The sequence below is a fragment of the Collimonas sp. GW821-FHT02H07 genome (genome assembly GCF_059421505.1).
Window position 1 is genome coordinate 117,802 of the sequence record NZ_JBWKVC010000008.1, and the last position, 17,234, is coordinate 135,035.

Here is a 17,234-nt window from a genome sequence, read left to right on the forward strand (position 1 = left end):
CTCCAACCTCATTAGGATCTTCGAATGAAGTTTATAGATGAAGCAAAAATCGAAGTCATTGCCGGCGATGGCGGCAATGGGGTTGCGAGTTTTTGCCGTGAAAAATTCCGCCCGTTTGGCGGCCCTGACGGTGGCGATGGCGGCGTAGGCGGCAGTATCTGGGCCGTTGCCGACCGCAATATCAACACCCTGGTCGACTATCGCTTTTCCAAGATGCATCGCGCCGGCCGCGGCGAAAACGGCCGTGGCTCGGATTGTTACGGCAAGGGCGCGGACGATATCAAGCTGCGCATGCCGGTCGGTACGCTGATCGTCGACATCAACACCGGCGAAGCCATCGCCGACCTGACCGATCACGGCCAGGAAGTGCTGCTGGCCAAGGGCGGCGAGGGCGGCTGGGGCAATATCCACTTCAAATCCTCGACCAACCGCGCGCCGCGCCAGAAAAGCGACGGCAAGGAAGGCGAACGCCGTGAACTGCGGCTGGAGCTGAAGGTGCTGGCCGACGTCGGCCTGCTGGGACAGCCGAATGCCGGCAAGTCGACTTTCATCACCGCGGTGTCGAATGCCCGCCCGAAGATCGCCGACTACCCGTTCACCACCTTGCATCCGAACCTGGGCGTGGTCCGCGTCAGCCACGAAAAGAGTTTCGTGATTGCCGACATCCCAGGCTTGATCGAAGGCGCGGCAGAGGGCGCCGGACTGGGTATCCAGTTCCTGAAGCACTTGCAGCGCACCGGTTTGCTGTTGCACATCGTCGATCTGGCGCCGTTCGAAGACACGGTCGATCCGGTCAAGGAAGCCAAGGCGATCGTCAAGGAATTGAAGAAATACGATCAGTCGCTGTTCGACAAGCCGCGCTGGCTGGTGCTGAACAAGATCGACGTGATCCCGGAAGGCGAGCGCGTCAAGCGCGTCAAGGATTTCATCAAGCGCTTCGGCTGGAAAGGCCCGGTATTTGAAATTTCCGCGCTGAACCGCGATGGCTGTCCAGAACTGGTGACCGAGATCTACGGCTACCTGGCGGAAAAGCGCCAGCAGGAAACCCGATCGGAAGAGACGCACATGGTGGTGGAAGCGCAAGCCATCCTGTCTATCGATCCGGACGATCCGCGTTTCAAGATCCTGGATTAAACGGCTGGTTGGCGGCCGTTGTCGATGGGGGAGTTCCTGCATTGATCGCGGCCTTATTTTTGTCCGTTGTTTTTGTCCGTCGCCTTGTGCCGTTGGCGGCGGGACAGCTGCTATAGATAAACACATGAATTCCGTCATTCAAAAAGCCAAGCGCATCATCATCAAGGTCGGATCCTCCCTGGTAACCAATGACGGCAAGGGGCTGGATGCCGGCGCCATCGCCAAATGGGCGACCCAGATCGCCGAATTGCGGGCCATGGGCAAGGAAGTGGTGCTGGTCAGTTCCGGTGCGGTGGCCGAAGGCATGCAAAGGCTGGGTTTCGACAAGCGGCCGACCAGCATCGACGAATTGCAGGCTTGCGCCGCCGTCGGCCAGATGGGCCTGGCGCAAATCTACGAAACCAGTTTCCGCGCCCACAATATCCGTACCGCCCAGGTACTGCTGACGCACGCCGACCTGGCCGACCGCGAACGCTATCTGAACGCGCGCTCGACCCTGTTCACCCTGCTGCGCTTTGGCGTAGTGGCGATCATCAACGAGAACGACACCGTGGTGACCGATGAAATCAAGTTTGGCGACAACGATACCTTGGGTGCGCTGGTCGCCAACCTGATTGAGGGCGATGCCCTGATCATCCTGACTGATCAGAAAGGCTTATTCACCGCTGATCCGCGCAAGGACCCGAATGCCGAATTCGTGCATGAGGCGAAAGCCGGCGATCCGGCGCTGGAAGTCATGGCAGGCGATGCCGGCACCAGCATTGGCCGCGGCGGCATGATCACCAAGATTCTGGCTGCCAAGCGTGCCGCCAGCTCCGGCGCCCATACGGTGATTGCCTGGGGCCGCGAAGATGCGGTGCTGACCAGGCTCGCCGGCGGCGAAGCCATCGGCACGCAGTTGCTTGCGCAAACCGGACAACTGACTGCGCGCAAGCAATGGATGGCGGATCATCTGAAAACCGCAGGCAAGGTCATGCTGGACGCCGGCGCTGTGCAAAAGCTGCGCAACGAGGGGAAATCCCTGCTGCCTATCGGCGTCACTGCAGTGTCTGGCGAATTTGGCCGCGGCGACGTGATTACCTGCACCGACGCCGATGGTCATGCCATCGCGCGCGGCATCAGCAATTACACCAGTTCCGAAGCGCGCCGCATCATGCGCCATCCATCCTCGGAAATCCAGGCCATCCTCGGCTTTGTCGAAGAATCGGAATTGATTCATCGGGACAATATGGTATTGGTCTGAGCCGATTGCGGCAGCACGGTCACCGCAGGCAATAAAAAAACGGCTCCGCAGAACGCAGGAGCCGTTTTTCATTCAGGTGAGGCTGGTGATCAGCTGCCCGGCTTGATCGGGCGATTGCTGGTGATTCTGCTGCGGATATCTTCAACTTTGCCTGCCACCATGCCATCCTGGCAAAGATAGTCTCTCGCCAGGGAAGCGTGATGCCGGTTGCCGGCAGAATCATTGATCCGTTTCCAGTCGTTCAGGCGCGCCCGCGACCAGCTGCCATCTTTCTGGCCGAACGCATACAGCTTGCTCTCATAAGTCTGGCAGCGGATTCCCTCATAGCTGACATTTTGCGCTCCGGCCTCGCTCTTGCTGACCAGCGTATAGCGCACTACGCCATCTTTACCCGCCGAGATCGATTTGAGGTCGATGAAGAAATTCATGGTGGCGGTCGGGCTGACATAGAACGACACCAGGTTGGCCGCCTGCGGCGCCGGCGGAATCTCGGTCTTGATTTCCTGCCATGACTTGCCGTCGTCATCGTCGTCGAAATCGCCGGGATTCATTTTCATGGCGCTGCCTTGGTCGAAGGAATCGGCATGCACGTGTGCGCTCATGCCCAGCAACAGCAGGCCGGCGGCCAGCAGTCGTGATATTTGGGAAACGGGGATGCGTAAAACAAAAGCCATGGAGGCGCTCACTTTTTTTCGGGTTCAGCGGGTGTGGATTGGTTCGCTGCACGCGGCCCATGGCCGGTGCGCAGATGACGGGCGTGATGCGGCGCGCTCTGCAAGGGACGCGTCAGGAAACGTGATAATTCTTGCAAGGCGCGCTGATAGACATCCCGCTTGAATTCGATCACGACATCCAGCGGCACCCAGTAGTCATGCCAGCGCCAGGCGTCGAATTCGGGGTGTTCGGTCAGGCGCAGGTTGACGTCGCAGTCGCGTCCGGTCATGCGCAGCAGGAACCAGATCTGCTTCTGGCCGCGATAATGCCCGCGCACGTCGCGCTTGATGAAATGGTCGGGCACTTCATAGCGCAGCCAGTCGCGGGTACGGCCGATGATCTTGACGTGTTCCGCCTTCAACCCGATTTCTTCCTCGAGTTCACGAAACATGGCCTGCTCCGGGGTTTCACCGTATTTGATACCGCCCTGTGGAAATTGCCACGAGTGTTCGCGCACGCGCTTGCCCCACCAGACTTCATTCTGGGTATTGAGCAAGATAATGCCGACGTTCGGGCGAAAGCCTTCACGGTCAAGCATGTTGTTACCTCAAAACTTTCTGCGGCCAGGCGGTTCTCCTGCCTGATTCCTTGCTTGCTGTCATCATTGCGGAACAAAGCTGCCGGTCTAGCCCCGGTCAACCACTCTGTCCTCGCCCGATTAGGCGCGCAATCTGCCCCGGCCAGGGGTGTCTATGGCCAGAACATCAATCAAATGTGCAAAGAGTAGGCGCATCAGCCAGCTAATCCTTTAAAATTGAGTTGATTATAACCCTCTCTTTTTAAAAAGAATTCATCGTTATGCGCGCCTCCCGTTTTTTTATCTCCACGCTCAAAGAAGCCCCATCCGACGCGGAAATCGTCAGCCATAAACTGATGATGCGCGCCGGCATGATCAAGCGCATCAGTTCCGGCATCTACACCTATATGCCGATGGGCCTGCGCGTGATCCGCAAGGTCGAGAATATTGTGCGCCAGGAAATGAACCGTTCGGGAGCTGTGGAATTGCTGATGCCGGTAGTGCAGCCGGCTGAACTCTGGCAGGAAACCGGGCGCTGGCAGAAATACGGCGCCGAACTGATGCGCGTCAAGGACCGTCACGGCCGCGACTTCATCATCCAGCCGACTTCGGAAGAAGTGATTACTGACATCGCCCGTACGGAACTGCGCTCCTACCGCAAGCTGCCGGTGAATTTTTACCATATCCAGACCAAGTTCCGCGATGAGCGCCGGCCGCGCTTCGGCCTCATGCGCGGCCGTGAATTCACCATGAAGGATGCTTATTCCTTCGACCGCGACCTGGACGGCCTGAAGCAGTCCTACCAGATCATGTACGACGCCTACGTGCGTATTTTCAACCGCTTCGGCCTGCAGTTCCGCGCCGTGGCGGCCGATAACGGCGCCATCGGCGGCACCGGTTCGCACGAATTCCATGTCATCGCAGCGACCGGCGAAGACGCCATCGTGTACTGCCCGAATTCGGATTACGCCGCCAATATGGAGGCGGCCGAATCCCTGCCGCTGATTCCGACCCGCGCGGCGCCGGCACAGGCGCTGACCAAGACGGCGACGCCAGGCAAGGCCAAGTGCGAAGCGGTGGCCGAGCTGCTGCAGCTGCCTTTGACGCAAACCATCAAGTCTATCGTGCTCACCGTTGAAAAAGAAGCAACGGATAAGGCGCCTGCCAGCAAGGTGGTGTGGCTGTTGATGCTGCGCGGCGACCACGAGCTGAACGAAATCAAGGCTAACAAGATCCCCGGCCTGGCTGGTTATCGTTTCGCTACCGAGCAGGAAATCGTCGAGTATTTCGGCACGCCGCCTGGCTATCTCGGCCCAGTCAACACCAAGAAGCCGGTGACTGTGGTGGCGGATGTCAATGTGGCAAACATGCACGATTTTGTCAGCGGCGCCAACGAAGTCGATTTCCATTACACCGGCGTCAACTGGGGCCGCGACTTGCCTGAGCCTATGGTGTTCGATATCCGCAATGTGGTGGAAGGCGATCCGTCGCCGGACGGCAAGGGCGCATTGGCGATCCTGCGCGGCATCGAAGTCGGCCACGTGTTCCAGCTCGGCACTGCCTACTCGGAAGCCATGAAGGCGACTTTCCTGGACGAAGGCGGCAAGCCGCAACTGTTGCAGATGGGCTGCTACGGCATCGGCATCACCCGCATCCTGGGCGCTGCGATCGAGCAGAATTTCGACGACAAGGGCATCATCTGGCCGCTGGCCATCGCGCCGTTTGAAGTCGTTGTATGCCCGATGGGCTACGACCGCAGCGAGGCGGTCAAGGCCGAAACCGACAAGCTGTACGAAGCGCTGCTCGCCGCCGGCGTCGACGTCATCCTGGATGACCGCGGCGAACGCCCGGGCGCCATGTTTGCCGACTGGGAACTGATCGGCGTACCGCATCGCATCGTGATCGGCGACCGTGGCTTGAAAGATGGCCAGATCGAATACCAGGGACGGCGCGACACCGAAGCCACGCAGGTGCCGCTGGTCGAGATGGAAGCCTTCATCAAAGCTAAGCTAGTTTCCTAAATACAACAAAATCACGGCGCAACGGTTTCTTGCGCCGTTTTCTTTGTATACTCCTTGAAAAATAAAAAGTGTTTCTAAGGGAGTATCGATTGCGCTGGTCTCGCTGGATGAGCGTGCTGTCCATCTTGCTGCTGTTGAGCGGCATGGCGCATGCCGGAAATCAAAAAGAAGAAGAGCTGGCGGATTCGGTGCGCCTGGCTTTGTCGCGCGCCATCAATGATGCGCGGCCGCCGAAACCCCAGTTCAGCGATATCGACCAGCGCATCCAGTACCTGTACTGGCTGGGCGAGATGTCGGAACGCCTGAAGAAAAAACTGCCGGATGCGCAGATGCGCATCGAATTCCTGGAAACCGCCTGGTATGAAGCCAAGCGCGCCGGCCTCGATCCCGGCATGGTGCTGGGCCTGATCCAGGTGGAATCGGCTTTTCGCAAATATGCCTTGTCCAGCGTCAGCGCCCACGGCTACATGCAGGTCATGCCGTTCTGGAGCCGCGTGATCGGCGATTCCGACCGCAGCAAGCTGTTCAACATGCAAACCAATCTGCGCTACGGCTGTTCCATCCTGCGCATGTACATCGATATGGAAAAGGGCAATCTGTATCTTGCGCTGGGCCGCTATAACGGCAGCCGCGGCCGCCCCGAATATCCCAATGCCGTGCTGGCCGCCTGGAAGCGCTGGGAATACAAGGATGCTTCACCGTTGCATACGGTCTCCGCCCACCAGTAATTACTCGTTGTCCTGACTGCGGCGCGCCCGGCGCTCGCCGCCTCCCATCTGCTGTTTTCCCCTCAAGCATGATCCAGATAGCTGGTCCGGCAACGCGCGGGCCGGCTTTCTGCCGTCCGGCCGCAGCGCTTGCCCGCCCGCTGTTCCTGCGCCAACAGGAATTTCTCTAAGGCTTGGCGCAAATCTCTCAACGTCATCAAGTTGTAACAAGATGCGGTTACAGTTGTAACAAATTATTACAAATACTTGCATATTTCTGATTGACAACACGGAGCGATGAATGAAATTAAGTACGTTGATTGCCGCCGCCACGGCGTCGGTGGCGCTGGCGGGGTGTAGCGGTTCCAGCAATTCCCTGGTGGAGGCGCCGGTCGAGCGGCCGGAAGTCAAGCCGGCGGCAAAGAACGTGATTTTCTTCCTGGGCGACGGTATGGGCATCGCCACCATGACGGCGGCCCGCATTTACAAGGTAGGCGAAGAGAGCGATTTGACTCTCGATACCTTGCCGGAAACCGGCTTCGTCACGACTTATTCAAACGATGCCCAGGTCACCGACAGCGCACCGTCGATGGCGGCCTACATGACCGGGGTCAAGGCGAACAACGAGGTGATCTCGATGTCAGCCAATACCAGCGCCCGCGACGCCGGCGGCAAGAGCTATGTCAGCGGCGCCGACAGCACTTGTCCGAGCGGCAATGGCACACCCGCCGATACCCTGCTGGAGATCATGAAAGCGAAGGGCTACAGCACCGGCGTCGTGACCACTACCAGGATCACCCACGCGACGCCGGCGGCGACGTATTCGCATATCTGCCACCGCGACGGCGAAAACAATATCGCCGCGCAGCTGACGCCTAAGGGCGCCGGTTTCAACAGCAAGCTGAGCGATGGCGTCGACGTGATCTTTGGCGGCGGCCGCCGTCACTTTCTGCCGAAGACCGATGCCGACAGCAAGCGCAGCGACAGCCGCGATCTGGTTGCTGAATTCAAGGCCGCGGGATATGCCTACGCGGCCAATTTCGCCGACTTCGACAAGCTCAGCAACACGGCGCCGAAAGTGGTGGGCCTGTTCAACAAGGACCACATGACTTACGACCTCGACCGCGACGCGGCCAAGGAACCGAGCCTGGCGCAGATGACCGCCAAGTCGATCGATCTGCTGAATAGCAAGAAGAGCGGTTTTTTCCTGATGGTGGAGGGCGGCCGCATCGATCACGCGCTGCACGCCACCAACGCCCGCCGCGCCTTGCAGGAAACCGTCGCTTTCGACGATGCCATCAAGGTCGCGCTGGACAAGATGCAGCAAGTCGATCCCGGCTTGAAGAACACCCTGGTAGTGGTCACCGCTGATCACGATCATTCGATCCTGCTGAACGGTTACGCCAAGCGCACCGGCAAGACCACCAGCAGCGAGCCGGGCGTGCTCGGCCTGGTGAAAAATGTCCTGACCGGCCAGCCCGAGCGCGACATCAACAATAACCCGTACACCGTGATCGGCTTTGGCAACGGCCCCAACCATCTGGCTACGCGCGGCGCCTTGTCGGACATGCAGGTGGCTGACAAAGACTATCTGCAAGAATCGGTGATCCCGACCGAAGCGGGCGGCGAGACGCATGGCGGCACCAATGTCTTTATCGGTGCGCAGGGCATGGGTGCCGAGAACATCCGCGGCGTGCTCGACAACACCGAGGTGTTCGGCCTGGTGAAAAAGGCCGTCGGCCTGTGAGGCCTCCCGCGAACCACGCGAATGAGTCGCGCAACCATCAAGCAAAACGCAACAAAGAGTCCAAAGGTCAGACATGAAAATCAATCTAGCAGCTTCCAAGCAATTCCCGCATCGCCTCCGCCAGGGCGCCGCCTTGTGCGCGCTGGCGCTGCTGTGCGGCGGGCAGGCCCAGGCCGCCGATGCGGCGCCGGCAAAAGCAAAGAACGTGATCTTTTTCCTCGGTGACGGCATGGGGCCGGTGACCGTCACGGCAGCACGCATCTATGGCCATGGCGAAGCCGGCCGCCTGACGATGGAGACGCTGAACCGTACCGCCCGCGTCAAGACTTTCTCGCTGGATGGCCAGACTACCGACAGCGCGCCGTCGATGGCGGCCTACATGACCGGCGTCAAGATGAAGAACGACGTCATCTCGATGTCTTCCGACACCAATGCCTTCGATGCCAACGGCAAGCCGTATCAGAACAATGCCGACTCGACCTGCGTTGCCGGCAATGGCCAGGCGGTGCAGACCTTGCTGGAGTTATCGAAGGGCGCGGGCAAGGCGGTCGGCGCCGTCAGCACCACCCGCATCAGCCACGCGACGCCGGCGGCAACCTACGCTCACGTCTGCAACCGCGATGCCTACAACACCATCACCGAGCAGGCGACGCCAGGCGCCCCGCGCTACAACCTGGCGCTGAAGGACGGCGTCGATGTCTTGCTCGGCGGCGGCCTGCGCCACTTCTTGCCGAAGTCCGATCCGGCCAGCAAGCGCAACGATAATCTGGATCCGCTGAGCCTGTTCAAGGCTGCCGGCTATACCTACGTCGCTTCCGGCACTGAATTGAGGAACGTCAATCTTGCCAGCGTCAGCAAGCTGCTCGGCTTGTTTACCGCCAGCGACATGGATTACGAGCTGGACCGGGTCAAGAAGAAACTGAACCAGCCTAGCCTGGCCGAGATGACGGAGAAAGCCATCGGCGTGCTGAAGAAAAATCCGAACGGCTATTTCCTGATGGTGGAAGGCGGCCGCATCGACCATGCCCTGCACGGCACCAACGCCAAGCGCGCGCTGGAAGATACGCTGGCTTTCGATGCGGCGATCAAGAAGGCGCTGGAACTGGTCGACTTGAAAGACACCTTGATCGTGGTCACCGCGGATCATGACCATGCCATGGGCTTCAACGGCTATCCCAAGCGCGGCAATCCCATCCTCGGCAAAGTCGCCAATTACGCTGACGGCAAACTGGCGCTGGCGGCCGACGGCAAGCCCTATACCACGCTGGTGTTCGGCAATGGCAGCGCGCCGCGGCGGCCGGAAGACCGCGACCTGACCAATGTCGATACCGAAGCCGACGACTACCTGCAGCAGGTCGGCGTGCGCTTTGCCGGCTCGCCCGGTTCGGAAACCCACGGCGGCGGCGACGTCATGCTGTTTTCCGCCGGCGCCGGCAGCGACAGTTTCAAAGGCACCTTTGAAAACATCAAGGTGTTTGGCAAGGTCAAGAATGCGCTTGGCCTGTAAGACGCTTACCTGAGTAGTACTTACGCCGCCATCGTTCCGGTGGCGGCATTTTTTTGGTGGAAAAATGATCTGTTTTAAAAAATGCAGGAATGGCTTGATGCTTGCTGTACTGGCCATGGCGGCGCTGATGCCGGTGGCGATGGCGGCGGAAAATGTCAGTGGTCCGGATCAGAATTTACAGGTGAGGCACTATGCGATGACCATCGGGCGCGACGGCGTCAAACGCGAAACCACATTCACCGAGCGCGTGTACCGCCGCAACGACCAGGTCTGGACCGAACGCCTGATCGCCGGCAAGTCCGCCGACGAACATGATCACAGCGACGCCCACAGCGGCCATAGCCACCCGGACGCCGGCAGCTCGCCGATGTGGGTGCGGCGCCTGGCCGATGGCGCGCTCGATGCGCGGCTGATCGAGCGCCATCAGCGCCGCAGCATCAAGGTCGACTCCCAGTACTACGGCAATATCGGTTTCAACGGCAGCTGGGGCAGCACGTTTTTCCTGAGCGATCCGCAAAGCCTGAAAAGCATGCGGGCAATTGGTGCAGTCAAGGACGGCGTACAGCAATATGAAAGCAAGCGGGGCGATCTGACGGTGCGCGTCAGCTGGGATGTTAAAGGCCAGTATCCGCGCCGGGTAGAGTCGCTGGAGGCGCATGGCAATGCGCGCCGCGAAACGGTGGTCAGCGTAGTTGAGGCGCCTAAGGTATTGCCGTGGAATACCTTGGCGGGCTATGCAGAAATCGACTATTCCGATTTGCTCGATTGAGGCCGGCCGTCAGGTCGCGTTGCAAATGCCGCGGATACAAAAACGCCCGCGCGATGCGGGCGTTTTTGTTTGGCACCCAGGGCGGCGCAAAAGACTGCGGCTAAGCCCCAAGCATTATTTCAAGTGATCGGAAATGAGTTTTGTCATTTCAAACATCGACACTTCTTTTTTGCCGCCAAAGACAGCTTTCAATTTGTCATCTGCAACAATATTGCGCTTGTTTGCTGGATTTTGCAGATTGTGCTTCTTGATGTACTCCCACACTTTCTTGGTGACTTCAGTGCGTGGCAGCGGGGCCGCGCCGACGACCGCAGCCAGCGTGGCCGATGGCGTCAGTGGTTTCATGAATGCTGCATTCGGCTTGCGCGCTACGGTACCGGTTGCAGTGACTTTTTTAGGAGCTGCCTTTGGCGCCGATTTGGTCGGTGCTTTCGCAGGTGCGACAGCTTTCTTCGCTGCTGGTTTTTTTGCTGCTGTGGCCATCTTTGAGCCTCCTTCAGGGATATGGGAAAAATGCGTCAAGCACGCATCGCTAATAGTGTTGCGCTTTTCTTGGCGATGCAAGCGTTTTTTATGGGTTTGTGCGGGATTTGATACGGAAGCGCAAGCCCTGCCGAGCCGCGAAAAACCACGGACTGGCGCGCTTGAGCGGCCGTTTGCGATGATCTGCAGAAATTCCGGGCAGGTAACAGTTGGCGCCGGTGGCCGCTGCGGAGCGTCCCGGAGCGCTCCGATTTGCTGAAAAGCCTTGCAAGTCAATGATTTGCAAGGCTTTTCGGTTCTTGCGGCAGTGCCGGTGCAGCGTTTAGCGCATGCCTGGCATCATGCCCTTCATGCCGCGCATCATTTTCATCATGCCGCCGCCCTTGAGCTTTTTCATCATCGACTGCATTTGGTCAAATTGCGACAGCATGCGGTTCACTTCCTGCACCTGCACCCCGGCGCCGACGGCGATGCGGCGCTTGCGCGAGGCCTTGATCAGCTCCGGTTTGGCCCGTTCCTGGGCGGTCATCGAATTGATGATGCCTTCCATGCGGCGTACCTGTTTCTCCGCCTGGTCCATGTTAGCGCCGCCGGCGGCTTGCTGGAATTGCGCCGGCAGCTTATCCATCAGGTTCGACAGGCCGCCCATTTTCTTCATCTGGCCGAGCTGCGCCTTGAAGTCGTTCAGGTCGAATTTGCCGCCGCCCTTGATTTTGTGCGCCAGGTCCTTGGCCGCGGCGACATCGACGCCTTTCTGCGCTTCTTCGACCAGCGCCAGGATATCGCCCATGCCGAGGATGCGGTTGGCCATGCGGGTTGGGTCGAACGCTTCCAGGCCGTCCAGTTTTTCTGCGGTGCCGGCAAACTTGATCGGTTTGCCGGTGATATGCCGCACCGACAGCGCCGCGCCGCCGCGCGCATCGCCGTCCAGCTTGGTCAGCACGATGCCGGTCAGCGGCAAGGCGTCGTTGAAGGCCTTGGCGGTATTGATGGCGTCCTGGCCGAGCATGGCGTCGACCACGAACAGGGTTTCGATCGGCTTGACGGCGGCATGGATCGCGCTGATTTCCTTCATCATCGCTTCGTCGATGCCGAGGCGGCCGGCGGTGTCGATGATCAGGACGTCGTGGTAGTGGCGCTTGGCATAGTCCAGCGCGGCCAGTGCGATATCCACCGGCTTGTCGCTGATCTCGGTCGGAAAGAAATCGGCGCCGACCTGCGCCGTCACGGTTTGCAGCTGGCCGATCGCCGCTGGACGGTAGACGTCGGCGGAAACAGTCAGTACTTTTTTCTTCTTTTGTTCACGCAGATACTTGGCGAGCTTGCCGACGGTGGTGGTTTTACCCGCACCTTGCAGGCCCGCCATCAGGATAATGGCCGGCGGCTGCGTGGCAAAACTCAGCTGCGAAGCTTCCGGGCCGAGATCGGCGCCCATCAGCGAAGCCAGCTCGCGCTGCACCACGCCGACCAGAGCCTGGCCCGGGGTCAGCGAAGCAATTACCTCTTCGCCCAGCGCCTTTTGTTTAACGTTGGCGATAAATTCGCGCACGGCAGGCAAGGCGACGTCGGCTTCCAGCAAAGCCAGGCGGACTTCGCGCAGCATTTCCGCGGTATTGGTTTCGGTGAGGCGCGCTTCGCCGCGCATGGTTTTGACGACTTTGGCGAGGCGTTGGGTAAGATTGTCGAGCATGGGTACGCAGCGTTTCCAGAAGAGGTGCAATCGGTCAATATGAACTAGCGCAGCTGATGCGCCAGCGCGCTGCAAAAGGTCACAGTAATGCTTGTAAACCGCCATTTTACCTGATGCCGGGCAAACACCTAGCATTCAGGGGCGCAGCAAAGGTCTGTGCATTAAATGGCAGGAGAGAAACGATGTGCAAGTTGCAAGAAATGAAGCCGGGCTTCGACCGCATGCATGTTCGCCTTGTTTGAGCACGCCGCGCAGACGCCACATGTTGTAAACTTACACGATGCAAACATCTCTTTTCGTTCTGGTGGCGCTGCTATATATAGGCTGCACCTTTTTGCCGTCGAGCCGGCGCCAGACTATTTCGATTGTCGTTGCCGCCGCCTGGTTGCTGCATGGCGGCGTGCTGTGGGCCGACGTGGTCGGGCCGGAACAGTTGCGGGTCGGCTTTTCCATGATGCTGTCGGCGACCTTATGGGTGTCGGTGGCGGCCTATTGGCTTGAAAACCGCAACTACACCCTTGACGGCCTGCGGGTGCTGGTGTTGCCGATGGCGGCCCTGGCGGCGGTCCTGCCCGCAGTGTTTCCAGGGAATATGGTGCCTCTGAACGGCAAGTCGCCGGTTTTCCTGTGGCATATCGTGATTTCCATCCTGGCTTACAGTACGCTCACGATCGCCGCTTTCCACGCGGTGCTGATGGTGTTGCAGGAATCGCGCCTGCATACCCGGCCGGGCGGCGTCAAGGCCGGCTGGTTCGGGCTGGCGCTGGATCGCCTGCCGGCGCTGCTGACCATGGAAAAACTGCTGTTCCGCCTGATTGCTTTCGGATTTTTCCTGCTGACGCTGACCGTGCTGTCGGGCGTGGTGTTTTCGGAAGAATTGTTCAACAAGGCCTTCAAATGGGATCACAAGACCATTTTCACCATGTTGTCATGGGCGCTGTTCGGCCTGTTGCTGGCCGGCCGCCGATGGCAGGGCTGGCGCGGCCGCACTGCGCTCAGTTTTACCTTGACCGGGTTTGCCATTTTGTTACTGGCGTATGTAGGGAGCCGTTTCGTGCTTGAAGTTGTGTTGCATCGGGTATTGGTATGAAATTCATTATTTTAATTGTCATTGTGCTGGCCGTTATCGTCTGGCTGCAGCGTCTGCAGAAAAATCTCGGCCGCGATCGTTCGTCCTCGACGGGATCCCCATCTTCTGGCGGTGCGCCCTCCGCCGCCAATGAACCGGCGCAGGCTGAGGCGATGGTGGCTTGCGTCCATTGCGGCATCCACTTTCCGGCGTCGGAAGCGATTGCCGATGCCTCCGGCGCGCCTTTCTGCAGCGCTGAACATCGCCGCCTGCATTCTTCCTAGCGTGCTCAATACTTGAACATTTGCGCTCATTCCGGGCCGGGCTCGCCTGCCGAGGGCGGCCAGTCCGGAATTTCAACATTCATCGCGAGACAGGATATTTGCGCATGACCAGCTCCAGCCTCACTTCGCAGAGCGAAAAGCCTGACACTTTCTGGCGCACGCTGCAAACCTTCAATGTGACGCGGATCGTGGTTGCCATGGTGATGCTTGCCTATGTCAGCAGCCAAAGCAAAGGCGAGATATGGTTTTCCCAACTCTTCACGGGAGCCGAAACCTGCGGCGCCTATCTGCTGTGCGCCGTCCTCTTCACGCTGGTGACGGCCTATCACCGGCGCCAGTACATAGTGCAGATCGTGCTGCCGATCTCGGTGGACCTGGTCGCGGTGTCGATTCTGTATATAGGCGCCGGCGGCGCCAAAAGCGGCCTGGCGATCCTGTATCTGTTCCCGCTGGCCGGCGCGGCGATTCTGGCGCCCTTGCTGGTAGCGCTGTTTTTTGTCTCGATCGCGACCATGGTGCTGCTGGCGGACAGCGGTTACCAGATTCTGCAATCCTCTCCGGATATCTCCACCGTGCAAGCCGGCTTGTATGGCGGCGCCTTCTTCTTTGCCGTGCTGGTGATCAACCGCCTGGCGCACAAACTGATCAAGCAGGAAGAGCTGGCTACCCAGCGCGGCCGGGATTTGCGGGTGCAGATGGACATCAACCGCATCGCCATCAAGGACATGGGCGACGGCTTGCTGGTGGTCGATCCGATCGGCACGCTGATCATGGCCAATCCGGCGGCGGAAAGGATGCTGGGCCTGTCGTTCCCGATGTCGGACGACGAGCCGCGCCATAAGCTGAGCGATTATGCCTTGCTGGCGCCGATCACCGATGCGCTGTTTGCCTGGGAATCTAGGGTCAGCGATTTGCCGCGGCCCGGCGCGCCGGTGGTCGGCGAGGCGGTATTTGTGACCATCAAGCATACCGACGATCTGGGCCAGGAAGCGGCGGCGATTGACTGGAGCGGGCGACGCGAGCTGGCGGCGCATCTGAAAGTGCGCTTTGCCGCGGTCAGGATGCGCGAACTGAGCGAGTATCGCGCCGTCATTTTCCTGCAGGATGTCAGCGAAATCGAAAACCAGGCGCAGCAGCTGAAGCTGGCCGCCATGGGCCGCCTGACCGCCAGCATCGCCCATGAAGTGCGCAATCCGCTGGCCTCGATTTCCTATGCCGCCACCTTGCTCTCTGAGGAGGCGGGCAGCCAGACGCAAGCGCGGCTGGTGACGATCGTCGAAGACAACGTGGCGCGCCTGGACCGCATGATCGAGGATATCCTGAAGCTGTCGCGCAAGGCGCAGCGCCAGCTGGAACCGATCCAGCTGGCGCCGCTGCTGCACGATATCGTCAATGATTTCAAGCAGACGCACGCGGTGGCGCCCGGCGCCATCGCCCTCCAGATCGACCTGACGGACCGCTACCACGTCTGGTTCGATCCGCTGCATTTGCGCGAGGTGGTGACCAATCTGCTGTCGAATGCGGTGCGCTACGCCAGCGGCCGGCCGGGCGGGATGCGTTTGCATATCATGTCCAGCGTCGCCGGACGGCTGGAGCTGCATGTGCAGGACGATGGCGAACCGATTTCGCCGGCGGTGCGCGCGCACCTGTTCGAGCCGTTTTACACCACCTCCAGCAAGGGCACCGGACTGGGCTTGTTTTTGGCGCGCGAATTGTGTTTGAATAACGGCGCATTACTCGATTATGAATACCGGCATGATGTTCAAGGACAGAATTCCAGCCATGTGAGTGGTCGTTTTGTTATTGCGTTTGCTCCCCGTGATCCTCTGTCATTAGCTGACTAGAACTATTAAAAAAGACCATTGCCATGACTTCACCCCGTATTCTGGTCGTCGATGACGAAGCCCACCTGCGCGAACTGCTCGAGATCGCACTGGTCAAGATGGGACTCGATGTCGACAGCGCCGACAGCCTGGCCGCTGCGCGCAGCCATCTGGCCAGCAATGAATATGCACTGATCCTGACGGACATGCGGCTGCCGGACGGCCTCGGCATCGAGCTGGTGCGCGAAGTCACCAGCGGCGACAAGGTGATTCCGATCGCCGTGATTACCGCCTACGGCAGCGCCGACAACGCCGTGGTGGCCTTGAAAGCCGGCGCTTTCGACTATCTGTCGAAGCCGGTGGCGCTGGACCAGCTGCGCCTGATGGTGCAATCGGCGCTGCGCATCGGCAAGCCGGCCGAGAACCAGCGTCAGTCCGGCGATGTCAAGGCTCGCAGCAACGGCAACGCCTTGCGTCTGATCGGCCAGTCCGCCGCCATGCAGGAATTGCGCACCCAGATTGTGCGGCTGGCGCGCAGCATGGCGCCGGTGGCGATTACCGGCGAGTCAGGCAGCGGCAAGGAGCTGGCGGCGCGCGATATCCATGCGCTCAGCCCGCGCGCCGACAAGCCCTTTGTCGCGGTCAATTGCGGCGCCATTCCGGAAGCCTTGATGGAGGCCGAATTCTTCGGCTACCGCAAAGGCGCGTTCACCGGCGCCGCCGATGACCGCGAAGGATTTTTCCAGGCCGCCAACGGCGGCACCCTGCTGCTGGATGAGGTCGCCGACCTGCCGCTGGCGATGCAGGTCAAGCTGTTGCGCGCGATCCAGGAGCGGCGCGTGCGCAAGGTCGGGGCGACGGTGGAAGAGCCGGTGGACGTCCGTTTGATCAGCGCCACCCATCAGAATCTGGCCGAGTGCGTCGAATCAGGTAGATTTCGCCAGGATTTGTACTATCGTTTGAATGTTATCGAATTAAAACTGCCGCCCTTGCGCGAACGCCTGGATGATCTTGGCTTGCTGATCGGCGCAGTGCTGGCGCGCTTGTCGGTGTTTGCGCCGCAGGCGGGGCAGGTGACGCTGGCGCCGGCAGCCATGGAAGCTTTATGCGCCTACGCCTTCCCGGGCAATGTGCGCGAGCTGGAAAATATCCTGGAGCGGGCGCTGGCGTTTGCCAACGACGGTGTGATTGAAGTAGCGGATCTCGGCCTCAAGGGCGGCGGCAACGGCCGCGCGCTGGAGACGCAAAGCCCGGATCAGGGCTATCCTGACGATGCAGGCGCCGGCCCGGTTACCGGCGCAGCAGCCGGTTTCGAGCCGGTTGCCGCCGCCGCGACAGTGTTGCTGAGCGGTTCCGAGCTGCCGCCGTCGCTGCCGGACTACCTGGACGATATCGAGCGCGATGTCATCCGGCGGGCGTTGACGCGCACGCACTTTAACCGGACCAAGGCGGCCGATCTGCTGGGCATCAGCTTCCGCCAGCTGCGTTACCGCATGCAGCGTTTATCGATTCACGAGCAAGACTAA

The 17,234-nt window shown here is 60.0% G+C and carries 15 protein-coding genes; 11 read left to right on the forward strand and 4 right to left on the reverse strand.

What is annotated here, in order from left to right; all coding sequences use genetic code 11:
• The first annotated feature begins 24 nt into the window (after window positions 1–24).
• Together obgE and proB are read left to right on the forward strand one after the other, a co-directional pair.
• Complete coding sequence (gene obgE, locus AC07V8_RS14235) at window positions 25–1,134, forward strand: GTPase ObgE (protein WP_494678785.1); 1,110 nt, start codon at window positions 25–27, stop codon at window positions 1,132–1,134.
• 124 nt (window positions 1,135–1,258) lie between these two features.
• Entirely contained in the window at window positions 1,259–2,377 is a 1,119-nt protein-coding gene (gene proB, locus AC07V8_RS14240; protein ID WP_211444909.1) for a glutamate 5-kinase, read from the forward strand.
• 89 nt (window positions 2,378–2,466) lie between these two features.
• On the opposite strand, the gene AC07V8_RS14245 is transcribed toward proB, so the two are convergent.
• Complete coding sequence (locus AC07V8_RS14245; RefSeq protein WP_494678786.1) at window positions 2,467–3,051, reverse strand: CNP1-like family protein; 585 nt, start codon at window positions 3,049–3,051, stop codon at window positions 2,467–2,469.
• Window positions 3,052–3,059: 8 nt separating this feature from the next.
• Window positions 3,060–3,629, reverse strand: coding sequence for an RNA pyrophosphohydrolase (locus tag AC07V8_RS14250; protein ID WP_211444911.1), 570 nt, complete (start codon window positions 3,627–3,629; stop codon window positions 3,060–3,062).
• Window positions 3,630–3,889: 260 nt separating this feature from the next.
• Between AC07V8_RS14250 and AC07V8_RS14255 the strand changes: the two genes are divergently transcribed.
• From AC07V8_RS14255 to AC07V8_RS14275, 5 genes are all read left to right on the forward strand, one after another.
• Entirely contained in the window at window positions 3,890–5,629 is a 1,740-nt protein-coding gene (locus AC07V8_RS14255) for a proline--tRNA ligase (RefSeq protein ID WP_494678787.1), read from the forward strand.
• A gap of 107 nt (window positions 5,630–5,736) precedes the next feature.
• Complete coding sequence (locus tag AC07V8_RS14260) at window positions 5,737–6,357, forward strand: lytic transglycosylase domain-containing protein (protein ID WP_494678898.1); 621 nt, start codon at window positions 5,737–5,739, stop codon at window positions 6,355–6,357.
• A 280-nt stretch (window positions 6,358–6,637) separates the two neighbouring features.
• On the forward strand, window positions 6,638–8,083 hold the full coding sequence (locus tag AC07V8_RS14265) for an alkaline phosphatase (protein ID WP_494678788.1): 1,446 nt from the start codon (window positions 6,638–6,640) through the stop codon (window positions 8,081–8,083).
• A 73-nt stretch (window positions 8,084–8,156) separates the two neighbouring features.
• Window positions 8,157–9,590, forward strand: a complete 1,434-nt coding sequence (locus AC07V8_RS14270) for an alkaline phosphatase (protein WP_494678789.1) — start codon at window positions 8,157–8,159, stop codon at window positions 9,588–9,590.
• Window positions 9,591–9,687: 97 nt separating this feature from the next.
• Window positions 9,688–10,359 (forward strand): hypothetical protein, encoded by a 672-nt coding sequence (locus AC07V8_RS14275; protein WP_494678790.1) that lies wholly within the window; start codon window positions 9,688–9,690, stop codon window positions 10,357–10,359.
• 114 nt (window positions 10,360–10,473) lie between these two features.
• Here AC07V8_RS14275 and AC07V8_RS14280 read toward each other — a convergent pair whose 3' ends face one another.
• Window positions 10,474–10,842, reverse strand: coding sequence for an SWIB/MDM2 domain-containing protein (locus AC07V8_RS14280; protein WP_211444916.1), 369 nt, complete (start codon window positions 10,840–10,842; stop codon window positions 10,474–10,476).
• 322 nt (window positions 10,843–11,164) lie between these two features.
• Window positions 11,165–12,532: a signal recognition particle protein gene (ffh, locus tag AC07V8_RS14285; protein WP_211473707.1), complete on the reverse strand. Its 1,368-nt coding sequence runs from the start codon at window positions 12,530–12,532 to the stop codon at window positions 11,165–11,167.
• Between the two features lie 280 nt (window positions 12,533–12,812).
• On the opposite strand from ffh, the gene AC07V8_RS14290 reads away from it, so the two are divergent.
• The 4 genes from AC07V8_RS14290 (at window position 12,813) to AC07V8_RS14305 (ending at window position 17,234) form a co-directional block, all read left to right on the forward strand.
• A complete protein-coding gene (locus AC07V8_RS14290) occupies window positions 12,813–13,622 on the forward strand; it encodes a cytochrome C assembly family protein (RefSeq protein ID WP_211444918.1) in 810 nt (269 codons plus the stop codon).
• Window positions 13,619–13,885: a PP0621 family protein gene (locus AC07V8_RS14295; RefSeq protein WP_494678791.1), complete on the forward strand. Its 267-nt coding sequence runs from the start codon at window positions 13,619–13,621 to the stop codon at window positions 13,883–13,885. Before AC07V8_RS14290 ends, AC07V8_RS14295 begins: the two co-directional genes overlap by 4 nt.
• Before the next feature lie 104 nt (window positions 13,886–13,989).
• Complete coding sequence (locus AC07V8_RS14300) at window positions 13,990–15,729, forward strand: two-component system sensor histidine kinase NtrB (RefSeq protein WP_494678792.1); 1,740 nt, start codon at window positions 13,990–13,992, stop codon at window positions 15,727–15,729.
• A 23-nt stretch (window positions 15,730–15,752) separates the two neighbouring features.
• Window positions 15,753–17,234, forward strand: coding sequence for a sigma-54-dependent transcriptional regulator (locus AC07V8_RS14305; protein WP_494678793.1), 1,482 nt, complete (start codon window positions 15,753–15,755; stop codon window positions 17,232–17,234).